Genomic DNA, 19,116 nt, shown 5'->3' on the forward strand with positions numbered 1-19,116 from the left:
GACAGACGGGTCCCGACTGGCATCGAACGTAGCACCCCGTCAGCCAACGGGCGAAGCCGGCATTTGATAATTGTTTGCATTTGAACGTCAAGGCACTTAAGGATTGAAATGAAGTTTCTCTGCTCCTCCGCCGCGCTCGCGCCCAACACCAGCCTCGGTTTCAATATCGACGGTTGCACGTTATTGGCCGTGCGCCGCGATGGCATCGCTTACTTCTATATCAACCGCTGCCCCCATCGCGGTGTCGCGCTGGAGTGGCAGCCGGACCAGTTTCTCGACGACAGCGCTAGCTTGATACGGTGTGCCACCCACGGCGCGTTGTTTCTGATCGAAACCGGTGAATGCATCGCCGGGCCGTGCGCCGGTAGAAGCCTGGTCGCCGTGCCCGGCCGCGAAGACGCCCATGGCCTTTGGGTGGATGTCTAGTCGAGCAACACGTCCAGGCGGCGCTCCACGCAAATCTCCTGCGCCGTGACGCACACGCCATACGCCAGCACTTCCACCCCGGCGGCCTTGGCCTCGCGTAATGCCGCACCGTAGGCCGCATCGATTTCCACGGCCGGGCGCACTGCGTCGATCCCCGACAGATTGACGCAATACAATTGCACGGCCCGCACGCCATCCCGCGCCAGGTGCGCCAACTCCCGCAGATGCTTGGCCCCGCGCTGCGTCACCGCGTCGGGAAAAGCCGCCACTCTGGAATCATCAAACCCCAAGGTGACGCTTTTGACTTCCACGTAGGCCGCGCCGTGGGGATAGTCCAAACGGAAGTCGATACGGCTTTTCTCCTGACCATACGGGACTTCGCGCTTCAGAGCGGTAAAACCATCCAGCTCGATGATGACCCCGGCGCGCAACGCCTCCTCCACCAACTGATTGGCGCGCGCCGTGTTCACGCAAGCCAGGCGGCCCTGAGGCGTTTCAGCGATTTCCCAGGTGCCGGGCAGCTTGCGCTTGGGATCATCGGAGCGGCTGAACCAGACCTGCCCGCCTTCGACCATGCAATTGAGCATCGAGCCGGTGTTCGGGCAGTGAATCGTGAGTAACTCGCCGGTAACGGTTTCGATATCGGTAAGAAAACGCTTGTAACGACGAATCAAGCGGCCTTCTTCGAGGGGAGGATAAAAACGCATCAGCCTTGCCAACTCCGCAGACCACGGGCGATGCGTTGCACTGCTTCCTGCAGGCGCTCGGTGTTCTGCGTGTAGGCAAACCGTACGTGGTGGCTGGCCTGATAACGACCAAAATCCAGGCCGGGCGTAAATGCGACGTGCTCGGTTTCCAGGAAATGACGGCAGAATGCGAAGGCATCGCCGCCGAATGCGCTGATATCAGCGTACAAATAGAAGGCGCCTTCGGGCTCGACGGCAATACCGAAGCCCAACTCGCGCAATGCCGGCAGCAGGAAATCGCGACGGCGCCCGAATTCGGCGCGGCGCTCTTCCAGGATACTCAGCGTCTGCGGGGTAAAACACGCCAGCGCGGCATGCTGAGCCATGCTTGGCGCACTGATGTAGAGGTTTTGCGCCAACTTCTCCAGTTCACCCACCGCAGCGGATGGCGCCACCAGCCACCCCAGGCGCCAACCGGTCATGCCGAAATACTTCGAAAAACTATTCAGGACAAAGGCGTCATCATCGACCTCCAGCACACTGGCGGCGTCGGTGCCGTAAGTGAGGCCGTGGTAGATCTCATCCACCACCAAATGGCCATCGCGCGCCTTGATTGCACTCGATAGCCCGGCCAGTTCGTCACGGGTCAGGATCGTGCCGGTCGGGTTAGCCGGCGACGCCACGAGGGCGCCCACGCTGTCCTGGTCCCAGTGCTTGGCCACCAGGTCCGCCGTCAGTTGATAGCGCACGTCCGGGCCCACCGGTACCAGTTGCGCCGCGCCTTCCACCAACCGCAGAAAATGCCGGTTACACGGATAACCCGGGTCTGCCAGCAGCCAATGCTTGCCGGGGTCCACCAGCAAACTGCTGGCCAGCAGCAACGCACCCGAGCCACCGGGCGTGATCAGGATCCGCTCGGGATCGACACTTAAACCGTAGCGTTGCTGATAGAACCCACTGATGGCCTCGCGCAGTTCCGGCAGGCCACGGGCGGCGGTGTAGCGGGTTTTGCCGTTGGCCAACGCAGCCTGGCCGGCCCGAATGATCGGCTCGGCCGTGGTGAAATCCGGCTCGCCGATTTCCAGGTGGATCACATCATGGCCCGCCGCCTGCAGCTCGTTGGCGCGCGCCAGCAACGCCATGACATGAAAAGGTTCGATGGCGCGACTGCGCGCACTGTAGGGCTGGGCCATTAGCCTTCCTTAACGGTGAGGACAAAATCAGGATTCTACCGAACCCTCACGGTAAAACATGCTCTATTGCCTGCTCGGTCGTTCGAGATGAACCCGGCACGCGCCAGCAAAACGACTAAAATCAACATTCGAGGCGATCCATACCCAGCCACAGCGGGCTGCTGCAGTTTGCAACCCCTGGGCGGAGGGCTTCGACAACCGGGAGTGGCGCACCCTGAATCTATCTGGTAAGTTCGCCCGCTTGCAGCCGCAGGGCCGGCAGGTGTCGGTGACGTTGCAATCCTGCGCAATGGATTAGAAGAGTGAGAGGCGGTCTATTCATGTCCACCCAAGCAAAGCAACAGCAGCAGAGCCTCAGCGGCTTCACACCTTACGTCGAAACGAAGGGTGAGGAGTACATGGGCAAGCCCATGCGCCAGCACTTCACCAAGATCCTGCAAAAGTGGAAGCAGGACTTGATGCAGGAAGTCGACCGTACGGTTGACCATATGAAGGACGAAGCGGCCAACTTCCCTGACCCGGCCGACCGTGCCAGCCAGGAAGAGGAATTCGCCCTCGAGCTGCGTGCCCGTGATCGCGAACGTAAGCTGATCAAGAAGATCGACAAAACACTGCAACTGATCGAAGACGAAGAATATGGCTGGTGCGAATCCTGCGGCGTCGAGATCGGCATTCGTCGCCTGGAAGCCCGCCCAACCGCGGACCTGTGCGTAGATTGCAAAACCTTGGCCGAAATCAAGGAAAAACAGGTCGGCAAATAATCCTGCCGGGCTGAACGAATGGGGCGTGCTAACGCTCCATTTTTGTTTCTGGCGTTTGCCGATTTTCCAGTAGTATCCGGCCCATGACTGCCTCTACCTATATCGGGCGTTTCGCCCCCACGCCCAGCGGCCATCTGCATTTTGGTTCCCTGGTCGCCGCCCTCGCCTCCTACCTCGACGCCCGCGCCAACCATGGCCGCTGGCTGATGCGCATGGAAGACCTGGACCCGCCGCGCGAAGAACCCGGCGCCCAGAACGCGATTCTTCATGCACTGGAAAGCTATGGCTTTGAGTGGGACGGTGAACTGGTCCGACAAAGCGAGCGGCATGATGCCTACGCCAAAGTGCTGAACGACCTGTTCAACTATGGACTGGCCTACGCTTGCACCTGCTCGCGCAAACAACTGGAGCCTTATAACGGCATCTACCCCGGCTTGTGCCGTAACGCCGGCCATGACCTGCACGACGCGGCCATCCGTTTGCGCGTTCCCGAGCTGGAATACCACTTTACTGACCGAGTGCAGGGCAACTTCCGACAGCACTTGGGTCGCGAGGTCGGCGACTTTGTTATTCGTCGGCGCGACGGCCTCTACGCCTACCAATTGGCCGTGGTGCTGGATGACGCCTGGCAAGGCGTGACCGACATCGTGCGCGGTGCCGACCTGCTCGACTCCACACCGCGCCAGCTGTACCTGCAGGAACTGCTGGGCCTGCGCCAACCGCGCTACTTGCACGTACCGCTGATCGTGCAGCCCGATGGCAACAAATTGGGCAAGTCCTACCGCTCGCCGCCGTTGACACCCGACCAGGCCACGCCGTTGCTGTTAAGAGCCCTGCGCGCCCTCGGGCAGCAACCGGGCAGCGAACTGCTCTACGCCAGCGCGCGCGAGTTGCTCGATTGGGGTATCCAGCACTGGGATGCCACGCGCATCCCGCGCACACTCACGTTGGCGGAAGCGCACTTGAGCTGAAGGCGCTTGCAGCTTGCCAGCCATCCGTTACCATCGCGGCAGTTTTTTACTCAGAGGCCAACATGTACATCTATCGATTGGTCCTGCTGCTGGTCGTCGGGATCTACCTGTTTTCCCCCGCCATCATGGATTGGTGGATCGACGCCACGGGCGCCTGGTATCGCCCCTATCTGCTGTGGCTGATCCTGATCGTCGTGACTTTCATCCTGCAGAGCCAAAAAGATGCCGATGAGCTTTAGCCTCACCCAGATGTTGCTGATCAGCGCCGCCTACCTGGCCGCGCTGTTCGGCGTCGCCTGGATCAGTGAGCGCGGAATGATTCCGCGGGCGATCATTCGCCATCCGTTGACCTACACCTTGTCCCTGGGGGTCTACGCCAGTGCCTGGGCCTTCTACGGCACGGTGGGGCTGGCGTATCAGTACGGCTACGGGTTTCTGTCCAGCTACCTCGGCGTGTCCGGCGCGTTCCTGCTGGCGCCGGTGCTGCTGTACCCCATATTGAAAATCACCCGCACGTATCAACTGTCGTCCCTGGCCGACCTGTTTGCGTTTCGCTTTCGCAGCACCTGGGCCGGCGCGCTGACCACGGTGTTCATGCTGATCGGTGTGCTGCCCTTGCTGGCCCTGCAGATCCAGGCAGTGGCCGACTCCATCAGCATCCTCACCCATGAGCCGGTACAGCATCGCGTGGCCCTGGCCTTTTGCGCGCTGATCACCCTGTTCACGATTTTCTTCGGTTCCCGTCACATCGCCACCCGCGAAAAACACGAAGGCCTGGTGTTTGCGATTGCCTTCGAATCGGTGATCAAGCTGATCGCTATCGGCGGTGTCGGCCTGTATGCGCTGTACGGCGTGTTCGATGGCCCGCAGCAATTGGAGCTGTGGCTGCTGCAGAACCAGACCGCCCTCGCCGCCCTGCACACGCCCTTGCAGGAAGGTCCGTGGCGTACGTTGCTGCTGGTGTTCTTCGCGTCGGCGATTGTGATGCCGCACATGTACCACATGACCTTTACCGAGAACCTCAACCCCCGCGCACTGGTCAGTGCCAGCTGGGGCCTGCCGCTGTTCCTGCTGCTGATGAGCCTGGCGGTGCCGCTGATCCTGTGGGCCGGTCTGAAACTGGGCGCCACCACCGACCCGGAATACTTCACCCTCGGCATCGGCATCGCCGCCAACAGCCCGGCCCTGGCGTTGCTGGCCTATGTCGGCGGTCTGTCGGCGGCCAGTGGTTTGATCATCGTCACCACCCTGGCGCTGTCGGGCATGGCCCTCAACCACCTGGTGCTGCCGCTGTACCAGCCGCCGGCGGAAGGCAATATCTACCGCTGGCTGAAATGGACGCGTCGCGCACTGATCGTCGCCATCATCATGGCCGGCTACGGTTTCTATTTGATGCTCGGCGCCGGGCAAGACCTGGCCAACCTGGGCATCGTGGCATTTGTCGCCACCTTGCAATTCCTGCCGGGAGTGTTGTCAGTGCTGTACTGGCCGACGGCCAACCGACGCGGCTTCATCGCCGGGCTGCTCGCGGGGATCCTGGTGTGGGTCGTGACCATGCTGTTGCCGTTGGTCGGCAACCTGCAGGGCTTCTACATTCCCTTGCTGAACATGATCTATGTACTCGACGACACCAGCTGGCACATGGCCGCAATTGCCTCGCTCGCCGCCAACGTCTTGATGTTTACGCTGATCTCGCTGTTCACTAACGCCAGCCCCGAGGAAACCAGCGCCGCCGAAGCCTGTGCGGTGGACAACGTGCGCCGCCCGCAACGCCGCGAATTGCACGCTGCCTCGCCCCAGGAATTCGCTACGCAACTGGCCAAACCCCTGGGTGCCAAAGCCGCGCAAAAAGAAGTCGAACAAGCGTTGCGCGATCTGTACCTGCCCTTCGACGAGCGCCGGCCCTACGCACTGCGCCGCCTGCGTGACCGCATCGAGGCCAACCTGTCCGGCCTGATGGGCCCCAGTGTGTCCCAGGACATGGTGGAAACGTTTCTGCCCTACAAGGCCGGGGGCGAAAACTACGTCACCGAAGACATCCATTTCATCGAGAGCCGCCTGGAGGATTACCACTCACGCCTCACCGGCCTGGCCGCCGAACTCGATGCACTGCGCCGTTACCACCGTCAGACCCTGCAGGAATTGCCCATGGGCGTCTGCTCCCTGGCCAAGGATCAGGAGATCCTGATGTGGAACAAAGCCATGGAAGAACTGACCGGCATCGCCGCGCAGCGCGTGGTGGGCTCGCGCCTGAATACGTTGGCCGAACCCTGGAAAGAACTGCTGCAGGGCTTTATCAACCTGCCGGATGAGCATTTGCATAAACAGCACCTGGCCCTCGACGGCCAGACCCGCTGGCTCAACCTGCACAAAGCCGCCATCGATGAGCCCCTGGCCCCCGGCAACAGCGGCCTGGTATTGCTGGTAGAAGACTTGACCGAAACCCAGATGCTCGAAGACAAACTGGTGCACTCCGAGCGCCTGGCCAGTATTGGTCGCCTGGCAGCGGGCGTCGCGCACGAGATCGGCAACCCGATCACCGGCATTGCCTGCCTGGCGCAGAACCTGCGCGAAGAACGCGAGGAAGACGGCGAAATCACCGAGATCAGCGGGCAGATCCTTGAGCAGACCAAGCGCGTTTCACGCATTGTGCAGTCGCTGATGAGTTTTGCTCACTCCGGCGCTCATCAGAATCAGGACGAAGCGGTGTGCCTGGCCGCGGTGGCACAGGATGCCATCGGGCTGCTGGCCTTGAACCGGCGCAATTTCGAAGTCCAATTCTTCAACCTGTGCGACCCGGATCATTGGGTCGACGGCGACTCACAACGCCTGGCCCAGGTACTGATCAACCTGTTGTCCAACGCCCGTGACGCCTCACCGCCCCACAGTGCGGTACGCGTCAAGAGCGAGGCTTTCGAGCACACGATCGACCTGATCGTGGAAGACGAAGGCAGCGGCATTCCACAGAACATCATGGACCGACTGTTCGAACCCTTTTTCACCACCAAGGATCCGGGTGAAGGCACCGGTCTGGGCCTTGCACTGGTCTATTCCATCGTTGAAGAGCATTATGGACAAATCACCATCGACAGCCCGGCTGACACCGAAAGCCAACGCGGCACCCGTATTCGGGTGACTTTGCCGCGTCATGTCGAAGCGACGTCCGCTGTGAACTGAGACCGTCGAGAGAATTGAATCAATGCCGCACATTTTGATCGTCGAAGACGAAACCATTATCCGCTCTGCCCTGCGTCGCCTGCTTGAACGTAATCAGTACCAGGTCAGCGAAGCCGGCTCGGTACAGGAAGCTCAGGAGCGCTTCAGCATTCCTACGTTCGACCTGATCGTCAGCGACCTGCGCCTGCCGGGCGCGCCTGGGACCGAGTTGATAAAACTCGGCCAGGGCACGCCGGTGCTGATCATGACCAGCTACGCCAGCCTGCGCTCGGCGGTGGACTCCATGAAGATGGGCGCGGTGGACTACATCGCCAAGCCTTTCGACCATGACGAAATGCTTCAGGCAGTGGCCCGCATCCTGCGCGACCGGCAGTCGGCCGGCAGCGTGCAGGCCGAACAACGCCCCGCCGGCAAAGCCACCAACGGTGCCGAAAAGCCCGGTGTGGACAACAGCAATGGCGAGATCGGCATTATCGGCTCATGCCCGCCGATGCAGGACCTGTACAGCAAGATCCGCAAAGTCGCGCCTACTGACTCCAATGTACTGATCCAGGGTGAGTCCGGGACCGGTAAGGAACTGGTAGCCCGAGCCCTGCACAACTTGTCCAAGCGCGCCAAGGCACCGATGATTTCGGTGAACTGCGCGGCGATCCCGGAATCGCTGATCGAATCCGAGCTGTTCGGCCACGAAAAAGGCGCCTTCACCGGCGCGAGCGCTGGACGCGCCGGCCTGGTGGAAGCGGCGGACGGCGGCACGTTGTTCCTCGACGAAATCGGCGAACTGCCTTTGGAAGCCCAGGCGCGTTTGCTGCGTGTGCTGCAGGAAGGCGAAATTCGCCGGGTCGGTTCGGTGCAATCGCAGAAGGTCGATGTGCGTCTGATCGCCGCGACCCACCGCGACCTCAAGAGCCTGGCCAAGATTGGCCAGTTCCGTGAAGACTTGTACTACCGCCTGCACGTGATCGCCCTCAAACTGCCGGCGCTGCGTGAGCGCGGCGCCGACGTCAACGAAATCGCCAGTGCCTTCCTGCAACGCCAGAGTGCGCGCATCAACCGAACCGACCTGAAATTTGCTCCGGATGCCGAACAGGCTATTCGGCATTACTCATGGCCGGGTAATGTGCGCGAGCTGGAAAACGCCGTGGAGCGCGCGGTGATCCTGTCGGAAAGCCCGGAAATCTCCGCCGAGCTGCTGGGCATCGATATTGAACTCAGTGATCTGGAAGACGATGAGTTCATCGGCCTTGCCCCACAGCAGGGCGCGGCCAGTAACACCAGCCATGAGCCGACGGAAGATCTGTCGCTGGAAGATTACTTCCAGCATTTCGTCCTGGAGCATCAGGACCATATGACCGAGACCGAGCTGGCGCGCAAATTAGGCGTAAGCCGCAAGTGCCTGTGGGAACGACGTCAGCGCCTGGGCATTCCGCGGCGCAAGACCGGCGTGGCCAGCGAAAGCTGAGGCGCGTACGCAGGTAACACCCAAGAATGTGAAAAAACTGTTACCGCAGACAATTCGCGTAACAAAAGCCGGGGCTTACGGTAACGAAGCCCCGGCTTTTTTTCGTCCGTCAAAAAGCCGAAACCACCTCAAACCCCCGGTTTTACTGGGCTTTGAAAAAGTTGGCACGCACCCTGCTATATGCTTAGTACAAAAACAATAACAAGCTTTGTACAAGACAATAAAAATAAGACGAATCGACTCACGCATAACAAAAACAACACGGCGGAGGCGCAGCTAACTGATTCTTTTGGAGAGGCGTTGCATTTGGGGCTTGCCCCGCAACCAGGCCGAGAACAACAAAAACTGCCCTAAGGCAGAGCCTGAACTGGTTGGATCGTAGATCAGCAACACAGCGACCAAAGCAATCCGTTTGCTCTTGACTCCCGATTGGGAGTGTCATGAAGGTGAAGCTTCATGGCGAGGGCGATCAACAAAAACAAGAAGCCCGACCAATAATAAAAATAGAGCACGCAACTACTTCTGGGGGAGCTTCGGCTCCCCTTGTAGTTTCCGCGATTTGACGTTCCAGAGCCTATGGCGCAATGCCTGTAGCTTGTTCCTACACCATCCCCTGACTAAATGCTAGAATCCCGGCCCATCATGCGGTCATTCTTCGTTATGGCCGAACATTCCTTCAAACAGTGCATCCCATGCTGAAGAAGTTGTTCCAGTCATTCCGTTCTCCCTTGCGTCGTACGCAACACAAACGCAGCACGCCTGAAGTGCTCAACAGCAGCCAGCATTCGTTGCAGCGCGCTCAATTCAGTCGTTATGCGGTGAATATCGTCGAACGTTTGCAGAACGCCGGCTACCAGGCTTACCTGGTAGGCGGTTGCGTACGCGACATGCTGCTCAATATCACGCCTAAAGATTTCGACGTGGCCACCAGCGCCACGCCCGAACAAGTGCGTGCCGAGTTTCGCAATGCGCGGATCATCGGTCGCCGGTTCAAGCTGGTGCATATCCACTTTGGCCGAGAAATCATCGAAGTCGCCACGTTCCGCGCAGGCCACCCGCAAAACGATGAAGAGGAAGACACCAACCAGTCTTCCCGCAACGAAAGCGGACGCATCCTGCGTGACAACGTATATGGCACTTTGGAAGAGGACGCGCAGCGCCGCGACTTCACCATCAACGCGTTGTATTACGACCCGGTCAGTGAGCGCATCCTCGACTACGCCAACGGCGTGCACGACATTCGCAACAACCTGATCCGCCTGATCGGCGACCCGACCCAGCGCTACCAGGAAGACCCGGTACGCATGCTGCGCGCCGTGCGCTTCGCCGCCAAGCTGAACTTCGGTATCGAAAAACACACCGCCGCGCCGATCCGCGACCTGGCGCCGATGCTGCGGGAAATCCCCTCGGCACGCCTGTTCGAGGAAGTCCTCAAGCTGTTCCTCTCAGGCTACGCCGCCGACACGTTCGAAATGCTTGTCGACCTGCAGCTGTTCGATCCGCTGTTCCCGGCCAGTGCCGAAGCGTTGGAATACAACCCGACTTACACCCACACGCTGATCAGTGAAGCGCTGATCAACACGGACCTGCGCATCAAACAAAACAAACCGGTGACCCCGGCCTTCCTGTTTGCCGCGCTGTTGTGGCCCGCCCTGCCAAAACGCGTGCTGCGCCTGCAGGAACGCGGCATGCCGCCGATTCCGGCGATGCAGGAAGCCGCTCACGAATTGATCACCGAGCAGTGCCAGCGCATCGCCATCCCTAAACGTTTTACCCTGCCCATCCGCGAGATCTGGGACATGCAGGAGCGCCTGCCGCGTCGCAGCGGCAAACGCGCCGATCTATTGCTGGAAAACCCACGCTTCCGCGCCGGCTACGACTTTCTCCTGCTGCGCGAAAGTGCCGGGGAGCAGACCGACGGCCTGGGCGAATGGTGGACCGACTATCAGGACGCCAACGACAGCGGGCGACGCGAGATGATCCGTGAGCTGGGCAGCAAAGGTGATGCCGCCGGCGAAGGACCGAAAAAACGGCGTCGCAGCGGCGCCAAGCGCAAACGCAGCGCCGCCGATGCTTCGGGCGCCGCAGGCGAATAAGCGTGGAACGTATCTACATCGGCATGGGCAGCAACCTGGCTGCCCCGGACCAGCAGCTGCACAGGGCAGTCCAAGCACTGGCCGGCCTGCCCGGCACTGCCCTCGCCGGCGTTTCCGCTTTCTATCAAAGCGATTCCCTGTTGCCCGGCCAACCGCGCTATACCAACGCGGTCGCGGCCTTGGACAGCGATCTGGCGCCACTGGACCTGCTCGATGCACTGCAAGCCATCGAGAATGACCAGGGTCGCGAACGCCTCGAGCGCTGGGGCCCTCGCACGCTCGACCTGGACATCCTGTTATTTGGCGATCGCCTGATCGACGAGCCGCGCCTGAAGGTGCCCCATTACCAGCTGCACCTGCGTCCGTTCGTGTTGTATCCATTGGCGGAACTGGCGCCTGCCGAGCTGCAATTGCCGGATGGCAGACGCCTCAGCGCCTTGCTGGAAGCCTGCCCGTTTGTCGGCCTGGAACGGCTCCCCGTTGCTGAATCGCGTCAGTAACAGCGGTAACACCGCCATCGTAACAATGCGGTAACACATCCAATTGACTTCCCGTGTCCTCCTCACGACTATAGGCGTCCTGCTGCCGCCAACCCGGCGCTAAAGGGCGCAATCCAGGCCTTATAAGCACTGCTATCAAGACGGTGCGCCTGTATAAACGAAGACTCACGCGCGTTACTCGCTGTTTCCAAGCGCCTGAACGAGGACCCTTTTCATGCCAGACATTACCCTGACCACCTTGCAGAGCCTCAAGCTCAAAGGTGAAAAAATCACCATGCTCACCTGCTACGACGCCACCTTCGCCCACGCCAGTTGCCAGGCCGGCGTCGAGGTGTTGCTGGTAGGTGATTCCCTGGGCATGGTTCTTCAAGGGAATGACAGCACACTGCCAGTCACCACGGATGAACTGGCGTACCACACCGCCAGCGTCAAGCGCGGGAACGACGGCGCGTTCATCATCGCCGACCTGCCGTTCATGAGTTACGCCACCCTGGAGCAAACGTTCGCGAATGCCGGCAAGCTGATGCAGGCCGGTGCGCACATGGTCAAGGTCGAAGGCGCCGTGTGGCTTGCCGACTCGATCCGCCTGCTGGCTGAGCGCGGCGTGCCAGTGTGTGCGCACATGGGCCTCACCCCGCAGTCGGTCAACCTGCTCGGCGGTTACAAAGTGCAAGGCCGCCAGGAAGCCCAGGCGCGGCAGATGCGCGCCGATGCCATCGCGCTGGAGCAAGCCGGCGCCGCGATGATTCTGCTCGAATGCGTGCCGAGCGAACTGGCGGCGGAAATCACCCAAGCGGTCAAAGTGCCTGTGATTGGAATCGGCGCAGGCTCCGCCACCGATGGCCAGGTGCTGGTATTGCACGACATGCTCGGGCTGTCGATCAGCGGCCGCGTACCCAAGTTCGTGAAGAACTTCATGGTCGGCCAGGACAGCATTCACGCCGCCTTGAGCGCCTACGTCGCCGAAGTCAAAGGCGTGACGTTCCCGGGCGCCGAACACGGATTTTCTGCATGAACACCGTAAAAACCGTAAGAGAACTGCGCGCCGCCGTGGCCCATGCGCGCAAGGCCGGCAAGCGCATCGGCTTTGTGCCCACCATGGGTAACCTGCACAGCGGCCACGCCACGTTAGTGACCAAGGCTGCGCAGCAGGCCGACTTCGTCGTCGCCAGTATCTTCGTCAACCCACTGCAATTCGGTGCCGGCGAAGACCTGGACACATACCCGCGCACCCTGGCCGCCGACCAGGAAAAACTCCTGCAGGCCGGTTGCAACCTGCTGTTCGCCCCCACTGTTGAAGAGATGTACCCCGACGGCATGGCCGGCCAGACCCGCGTCAGCGTCCCGCAAGTGTCCGAAGGCCTGTGCGGCGCCAGTCGCCCCGGGCACTTCGAGGGCGTAGCCACGGTGGTCAGCAAGCTGTTCAACATGGTCCAGCCGGACATGGCCGTGTTCGGTCAGAAGGACTACCAGCAATTGGCCGTGATCCGCGCGATGGTGCGCGACCTGAATATGCCGATCCAGATCATCGGTGAACCGACGGTCCGCGCCGACGATGGTTTGGCGCTGTCGTCGCGCAACGGCTACCTGAGTGACGAACAACGTGCCATCGCACCAGTGCTGTACCGCAGCCTCAGCCAGATGGCCGCGGCGATCAAAACCGGAGACCGCGATTTCGCCAGGCTGCGCGCCGAGCAGATCCAGCACATCGAAGCTGCCGGCCTGCGCCTGGATTACCTGGAAGTGCGCCAGGGCGTACACCTGCGCCCGGCCACGGCCGAAGACCGTGACGTGGTAATTCTGGTCGCGGCCTACCTGGGCACGACGCGCCTGATCGATAACCTGCACCTGACCCTCGACTGACCCCTCCCGACGCCCCGCCATTGCCCCATCCGCTGTGCCGGTATAAAAAAGTACCGGCTACAGCGCAGACAAAGCCAAGACATATGCACACGCGAGGTTTAATGTAATCGCCCTGCGCTATGGTTAGCGCTGTCTGGCACCCAGCCCTTGATAAAAGACTGGACGTTCCGGGCTTTGAAGTGTCCTAAAGGCAGTCCCCGTAATAAAAGGAAACCCGCAGCGATGGCGTACTACCGCACCCCTCATGACGTTACCGCTCTGCCCGCCTGGCAAGCGCTCACTCAACACCGCCAAGCCATGCAGGATTTCAGCATGCGCGAAGCATTCAATGCCGATCCCCAGCGTTTTTCCCAATTCACCTTGAGCAGCTGCGGGCTTTTCCTCGATTACTCGAAAAACCTGATCACCAGCGAAACCCGCGACCTGCTGGTAGCCCTGGCCAAGGAAGTCAACCTCAAGGACGCCATCGACGCGCTGTACGCCGGCGAACCGGTCAACTCCTCCGAAGGCCGCCCTGCCCTGCACACCGCGCTGCGCCGCCCGGTAGGCGACAAGTTGTCGGTCAATGGCGTGAACATCATGCCGGACGTGCACAAGGTGCTGAACCAGATCACCGACCTGGTCGGCCGCATCCACGACGGCCTGTGGCGTGGCTACACCGAAAAGCCGATCACCGACGTGGTGAACATCGGCATCGGTGGCTCGTTCCTAGGCCCGGAGCTGGTCTCCGAAGCCCTGCTGTCCTACGCCCACAAAGGCGTACGTTGCCACTACCTGGCAAACATCGACGGCAGTGAGTTCCACGAACTGACCATGAAGCTGCGCGCCGAGACCACGCTGTTTATCGTCTCGTCGAAATCCTTCAACACCCTGGAAACCTTGAAAAACGCCCAGGCCGCCCGCGCCTGGTACCTGGCCCAGGGTGGTTCGGAAGCTGAGCTGTACCGCCACTTCATTGCCGTATCGAGCAACAACGCGGCGGCCGTGGCCTTCGGCATCCGCGAAGAAAACATCTTCCCGATGTGGGACTGGGTCGGCGGTCGTTACTCGCTGTGGTCGGCCATTGGCTTGCCAATCGCCCTGGCCATCGGCATGTCCAACTTCAAGGAACTACTGTCCGGTGCCTACACCATGGACCAGCACTTCCAGAATGCGCCGTTCGAGGCCAACATGCCGGTGCTGCTGGGCCTGCTGGGCGTGTGGTATGGCAACTTCTGGGGCGCGCAGAGCCATGCGATCCTGCCGTACGACCACTACCTGCGTAACATCACCAAGCACTTGCAGCAGTTGGACATGGAATCCAACGGCAAGAGCGTGCGCCAGGACGGTACGCCAGTGGCTACCGACACCGGCCCGGTCATCTGGGGCGGCGTGGGCTGCAACGGTCAGCATGCGTACCACCAGTTGCTGCATCAAGGGACCCAACTGATCCCGGCCGACTTTATCGTGCCGATCGTCAGCTTCAATCCTGTATCCGACCACCATCAGTGGCTGTACGCCAACTGCCTGTCCCAGAGCCAGGCGCTGATGTTGGGTAAAACCCGCAGTGAAGCCGAAGCCGAGTTGCGGGACAAAGGCATCGCCGAAGACGACGTGCAGAAGCTGGCGCCGCACAAAGTGATCCCCGGCAACCGTCCGAGCAACACCCTGGTGGTCGAGCGTATCAGCCCGCGGCGCCTGGGTGCTCTGGTCGCCATGTATGAACACAAGGTGTTCGTACAAAGTGTGATCTGGGGGATCAACGCCTTCGACCAATGGGGTGTGGAACTGGGCAAAGAACTGGGCAAAGGCGTGTACAACCGCCTGACCGGCGCCGAAGAAACCTCGGCCGAGGATGCTTCGACGCAGGGCTTGATCAACTACTTCCGCGGCCGTCACCGCGGCTGATAGCAGTGCCTGCCGGGCCAACGTCGTTTGGACGTTGGCCTTGCCCCCTCCCCGCACTGGGTGCATCTTTATGCCTTGTCCCGACAACAAGAATAAGGACCGCTCATGTTCGATATCAGCACGTTTCCCGCCGCCGATGACGTCCGCCGGGCTGCGCAACTCAGTCAAAAGGACTATCAGCGCCTGTACCGCCAATCCATCGAGCAACCCGATAGCTTTTGGGCCGAACAGGCCAGCGCTTTTCTCGACTGGATAACCCCATGGCATACCGTCCAACAGTCAGACATCACCACCGGCGCCGCCCAATGGTTTGCCGGCGGCCAGTTGAACGTTAGCTATAACTGCATCGATCGCCATCTGGCAAAACGCGCCGATCAGCCGGCCTTCATCTGGGAGGGCGACGATCCGACAAACTCCAGCACAATCACCTACCGCCAACTGCACCAGAACGTTTGCCGCCTGGCCAACGTACTGAAAAGCCGTGGCGTGAAAAAAGGTGACCGGGTGTGCATCTACATGCCCATGATTCCCGAGGCCGCCTACGCCATGCTCGCCTGCACGCGCATCGGTGCGGTGCACTCGGTCGTGTTCGGTGGATTCTCGCCGGACGCCCTGCGTGACCGCATCCTGGATGCCGATTGCCGCACCGTGATCACCGCCGACGAGGGCGTGCGCGGCGGCAAGCCAGTGGCACTGAAAAACAATGTCGACAAAGCCCTGGCCAGTTGCCCGGATGTCAGCACCGTGCTGGTGGTGGAACGCACCGGGGCGGCCGTGAACTGGAGCGATGGTCGCGACCTGAAATATCAACAAACCCTGGCCGCCGCCAACGATGATTGCCCACCCGAGCCGATGGATGCCGAAGACCCGCTGTTCATCCTGTATACCTCCGGCAGCACCGGCAAACCCAAAGGCGTGCTGCACACCACTGGTGGCTACCTGCTGCAGGCGGCAATGACCTTCAAGTACGTGCTCGACTACCGCGACGGCGAAGTCTTCTGGTGCACCGCCGATGTCGGCTGGGTCACCGGCCACAGTTACATCGTGTATGGGCCGCTGGCCAACGGTGCCACCTCGCTGATGTTCGAAGGCGTGCCCAGTTACCCCGACAGCTCACGCTTCTGGCAAGTGATCGATAAGCATCAGGTCAATATCTTCTACACCGCGCCCACCGCGTTGCGCGCCTTGATGCGTGAAGGCCACGGCCCCTTGGAAAGCACCTCGCGCGCCAGCCTGCGGCTGCTGGGCAGCGTAGGCGAGCCGATCAACCCGGAAGCCTGGGACTGGTACTTCAACGCCGTGGGCGAACAACGCTGCCCGATTGTCGATACCTGGTGGCAGACCGAAACCGGCGGCATCATGCTCAGCCCGTTGGTCAGCGCCCAGCGCATCAAACCCGGCTGCGCTACCCAGCCGATGTTTGGCGTGCAGCCGGTGCTGCTGGACGAACAAGGCAACGTCATTACCGGCCCAGGCAGCGGTGTGCTGGCAATCAAAGCCAGCTGGCCGGGGCAGATCCGCAGCGTATACGGCGATCCGCAGCGCATGGTCGACACCTATTTCAAACCCTATCCCGGCTACTACTTCACCGGTGACGGGGCACGACGCGATGAGGACGGCGATTACTGGATCACCGGGCGCATCGATGATGTGATCAACGTCTCCGGGCACCGTATCGGCACTGCCGAGGTGGAAAGCGCACTGGTCCTGCACGATCAAGTGGCCGAAGCCGCCGTGGTGGGCTACCCCCATGATGTGAAGGGCCAGGGTATCTATGCGTTTGTCACGCCCATGAACGGTGTGGAGCCCAGCGAGGCGCTGAAACAACACCTGTTGGAATTGGTCAGCCGGGAAATCGGCAGTTTCGCCAAACCGGAGCTGATTCAATGGGCACCGGCCCTGCCGAAAACCCGGTCCGGCAAGATCATGCGCAGAATTCTGCGCAAAATCGCCTGTAACGAACTGGACAGCCTCGGCGACACCTCAACCCTGGCCGATCCGAGCGTAGTGGATGGCCTGATCGACAAACGCCTGAACCGATAGGAAGCCTCAAGTCGTCATGGAATTTATCCGCAGCCGTATCGAAACCCAGTTGATGAGTCTGACGGGCCTGTCTCTAGGCCAATTGGACCTGGAAAACCCCAAGGGCGATCCGGGCCTGTTCGGGCCAGACTCCGTCAGCTGGCAAGTGCATGGCGACTTCAGCAGCATGCTGATCGGCGGGATCAGCGCGTTGATGCTGCAAGCCTTGCACCCACTGGCTCTCGCCGGGGTGTGGGACCATTCGAACTTCCGTCAGGACATGCTCGGACGTCTGCGCCGTACTTCGCAGTTCATTTCCGGCACTACCTTCGGCTCACGCAAGGATGCCGAGTGGCTGATCGAAAAAGTGCGCACCATCCACCTGCAAGTGGTCGGCCATGCGCCGGACGGGCGCCCTTACGCGGCGAGCGATCCGGCACTGCTGACCTGGGTGCATGTGGCGGAAGTGAGCAACTTTCTCGCCGCCCATCTGCGCTACCGCAACCCGCATCTTTCGGGCGCCGATCAGGACCGTTACTACAGCGAAATCGCACTGGTTGCCGAACGCCTGGGCGCGCAGGACGTACCGCGTTCCAGGCAGCAAATGTCCGAGTATCTGCAGCGAATCCGCCCACAGCTGCTGTGCGACGAGCGCAGCCGGGAGGTGCTGCACCTTCTGCTCAATGCGCCTGCGCCAAGCCCACTGGCCAGACCGCTGGGCGCCTTGATGATGCAGGCCGGCATCGACCTGCTGCCGGACTGGGCCAGCGCCTTGCTCGACCAGTATCAGAGCCCGCTGCAACGGCGGATGATCCGCGCCGGGGTCAAGCGCAGTGCACCGTTGCTGCGCTGGGCGATGCGCAACGGCTCGGTGCAACGTGCCCATCGCCGGATGGGGTTGCTGTAGCCGGCCTGCCATAGCTGCTAAACTGCGCGCCCTTCTGCCCACATCCCCTACGCAAGGCGCGCTCCATGTCTTCATTGAATCAGGCGCTGCGCGCCGCCCTCGATCACCGCCAGGCGCTGATCAACGAACTGCATGCTCAAGGCACCGACTGCTATCGACTGTTTCACGGTAGCCAGGAAGGCGTGGGCGGCTTGACCATCGATCGCTACGGCCCGCAATTGCTGGTGCAGAGTTTTCATCAATCGCTGCCAACCACCGACCTGCTGGACCTGCATCGACAGATCAATCAGCACATGGGCCTGGAATTGCTGCTGGTGTACAACGACCGCTCTCGCGGCAACTCGCGGATCGATCGCGAAGACACGGTATACCGCGCCGAACCCGCCGCGCTGGAAGATCTGGTGGGCCATGAATGGGGTCTCAAGTACCGCGTGCGTGGTCGGCATGCCGGCCAGGACCCACTGCTGTTTCTCGATCTGCGCAACACTCGCGGCTGGGTCAAGGAACAGGCTGCCGGCAAGCGCGTGCTGAACCTGTTCGCCTATACCTGCGGCGTGGGCCTGAGCGCCGCCGCCGGTGGCGCGAGCGAAGTGTGCAACCTAGACTTCGCCGAGGGCAACCTGGCGGTCGGACGCGAAAACGGCCAGCTCAACCCTCAACTACCGCCCATGCATTTCGTGCAGTCGGATTACTTCCCGGCGATCCGCCAATTGGCCGGCCTGCCGATCACCCAGCGGCGCGGGCATAAACTGCCGAGCTATCCACGCCTGGAACAGCGCCAGTACGACCTGGTCGTGCTCGACCCACCCGCGTGGGCCAAGAGCGCCTTCGGCACCGTCGACCTGCTTCGCGACTATCAGAGCCTACTCAAGCCCGCTCTGCTTGCGACGGCCGACAACGGCGTGCTGATCTGCTGCAATAACCTGGCAAAGGTCAGCATGGACGACTGGCGTGAACAGGTGCTGCGCTGCGCGGAAAAAGCCGGACGCCCGGTACGTGATTGGAAAGTGATGGCTCCGGGCGCGGATTTCCCTTCCCAGGATCACCAGCCACCCCTGAAAACGCTGATCTTGCAGCTGTAAGACTTGTCTCAAACGCCCGGTTCTTCGGAACCGAAAACCCGTGCCATACTCCAAGGCACTCCTTGTTCGACATAGATGGCGTC

16 protein-coding genes are annotated in these 19,116 nt (G+C 61.1%); 14 read left to right on the forward strand and 2 right to left on the reverse strand.

All coding sequences use genetic code 11. The features are described 5' to 3' along the window. The first annotated feature begins 108 nt into the window (after positions 1–108). The gene (locus QRN10_RS17625) at positions 109–426 is read left to right on the forward strand and encodes a Rieske (2Fe-2S) protein (protein WP_285428792.1); all 318 of its coding nucleotides are present in this window, start codon (positions 109–111) and stop codon (positions 424–426) included. Here the strand turns inward: QRN10_RS17625 and sfsA are convergent. Together sfsA and QRN10_RS17635 are read right to left on the reverse strand one after the other, a co-directional pair. Then, on the reverse strand, positions 423–1,133 hold the full coding sequence (gene sfsA / locus QRN10_RS17630; protein WP_285428793.1) for a DNA/RNA nuclease SfsA: 711 nt from the start codon (positions 1,131–1,133) through the stop codon (positions 423–425). The two genes, QRN10_RS17625 and sfsA, sit on opposite strands and share 4 nt — an antisense overlap. Continuing rightward, positions 1,133–2,305 carry a pyridoxal phosphate-dependent aminotransferase gene (locus tag QRN10_RS17635; protein ID WP_181079998.1) on the reverse strand — a complete coding sequence of 391 codons (1,173 nt, stop codon included), beginning with the start codon at positions 2,303–2,305 and terminating at the stop codon, positions 1,133–1,135. Before QRN10_RS17635 ends, sfsA begins: the two co-directional genes overlap by 1 nt. 320 nt (positions 2,306–2,625) lie before the next feature. On the opposite strand from QRN10_RS17635, the gene dksA reads away from it, so the two are divergent. The 13 genes from dksA to QRN10_RS17700 all read left to right on the forward strand — a co-directional run bounded on the left by dksA (position 2,626) and on the right by QRN10_RS17700 (position 19,033). Beyond that, complete coding sequence (gene dksA / locus QRN10_RS17640) at positions 2,626–3,066, forward strand: RNA polymerase-binding protein DksA (RefSeq protein ID WP_034100675.1); 441 nt, start codon at positions 2,626–2,628, stop codon at positions 3,064–3,066. Between the two features lie 83 nt (positions 3,067–3,149). Beyond that, positions 3,150–4,037 carry a tRNA glutamyl-Q(34) synthetase GluQRS gene (gene gluQRS / locus QRN10_RS17645; RefSeq protein WP_285428795.1) on the forward strand — a complete coding sequence of 296 codons (888 nt, stop codon included), beginning with the start codon at positions 3,150–3,152 and terminating at the stop codon, positions 4,035–4,037. Positions 4,038–4,099: 62 nt separating this feature from the next. Next, positions 4,100–4,276, forward strand: coding sequence for a hypothetical protein (locus QRN10_RS17650; RefSeq protein ID WP_003176118.1), 177 nt, complete (start codon positions 4,100–4,102; stop codon positions 4,274–4,276). Beyond that, positions 4,260–7,214 (forward strand): sensor histidine kinase, encoded by a 2,955-nt coding sequence (locus tag QRN10_RS17655; RefSeq protein ID WP_285428796.1) that lies wholly within the window; start codon positions 4,260–4,262, stop codon positions 7,212–7,214. Before QRN10_RS17650 ends, QRN10_RS17655 begins: the two co-directional genes overlap by 17 nt. Before the next feature lie 22 nt (positions 7,215–7,236). Next, positions 7,237–8,676 carry a sigma-54-dependent transcriptional regulator gene (locus QRN10_RS17660; RefSeq protein ID WP_181080001.1) on the forward strand — a complete coding sequence of 480 codons (1,440 nt, stop codon included), beginning with the start codon at positions 7,237–7,239 and terminating at the stop codon, positions 8,674–8,676. 692 nt (positions 8,677–9,368) lie between these two features. Continuing rightward, complete coding sequence (locus QRN10_RS17665) at positions 9,369–10,772, forward strand: polynucleotide adenylyltransferase PcnB (RefSeq protein WP_181080002.1); 1,404 nt, start codon at positions 9,369–9,371, stop codon at positions 10,770–10,772. A gap of 2 nt (positions 10,773–10,774) precedes the next feature. After that, positions 10,775–11,272 (forward strand): 2-amino-4-hydroxy-6-hydroxymethyldihydropteridine diphosphokinase, encoded by a 498-nt coding sequence (gene folK, locus QRN10_RS17670; protein ID WP_181080003.1) that lies wholly within the window; start codon positions 10,775–10,777, stop codon positions 11,270–11,272. A gap of 214 nt (positions 11,273–11,486) precedes the next feature. Further along, the gene (gene panB, locus QRN10_RS17675) at positions 11,487–12,287 is read left to right on the forward strand and encodes a 3-methyl-2-oxobutanoate hydroxymethyltransferase (protein ID WP_253509391.1); all 801 of its coding nucleotides are present in this window, start codon (positions 11,487–11,489) and stop codon (positions 12,285–12,287) included. After that, the gene (gene panC, locus QRN10_RS17680) at positions 12,284–13,135 is read left to right on the forward strand and encodes a pantoate--beta-alanine ligase (RefSeq protein ID WP_285428798.1); all 852 of its coding nucleotides are present in this window, start codon (positions 12,284–12,286) and stop codon (positions 13,133–13,135) included. Before panB ends, panC begins: the two co-directional genes overlap by 4 nt. Positions 13,136–13,357: 222 nt before the next feature. Further along, positions 13,358–15,022: a glucose-6-phosphate isomerase gene (gene pgi / locus QRN10_RS17685; protein WP_181080006.1), complete on the forward strand. Its 1,665-nt coding sequence runs from the start codon at positions 13,358–13,360 to the stop codon at positions 15,020–15,022. Positions 15,023–15,127: 105 nt separating this feature from the next. After that, on the forward strand, positions 15,128–17,065 hold the full coding sequence (acs, locus tag QRN10_RS17690; RefSeq protein ID WP_285428799.1) for an acetate--CoA ligase: 1,938 nt from the start codon (positions 15,128–15,130) through the stop codon (positions 17,063–17,065). Between the two features lie 16 nt (positions 17,066–17,081). Then, positions 17,082–17,951 (forward strand): oxygenase MpaB family protein, encoded by an 870-nt coding sequence (locus tag QRN10_RS17695; RefSeq protein WP_285428800.1) that lies wholly within the window; start codon positions 17,082–17,084, stop codon positions 17,949–17,951. A 65-nt stretch (positions 17,952–18,016) separates the two neighbouring features. Beyond that, a complete protein-coding gene (locus QRN10_RS17700) occupies positions 18,017–19,033 on the forward strand; it encodes a class I SAM-dependent rRNA methyltransferase (protein WP_253509399.1) in 1,017 nt (338 codons plus the stop codon). The last annotated feature ends 83 nt before the right edge of the window (positions 19,034–19,116 follow it).

It is taken from the genome of Pseudomonas sp. lyk4-R2A-8 (genome assembly GCF_030209095.1).
GTDB lineage: Bacteria > Pseudomonadota > Gammaproteobacteria > Pseudomonadales > Pseudomonadaceae > Aquipseudomonas > Aquipseudomonas quebecensis.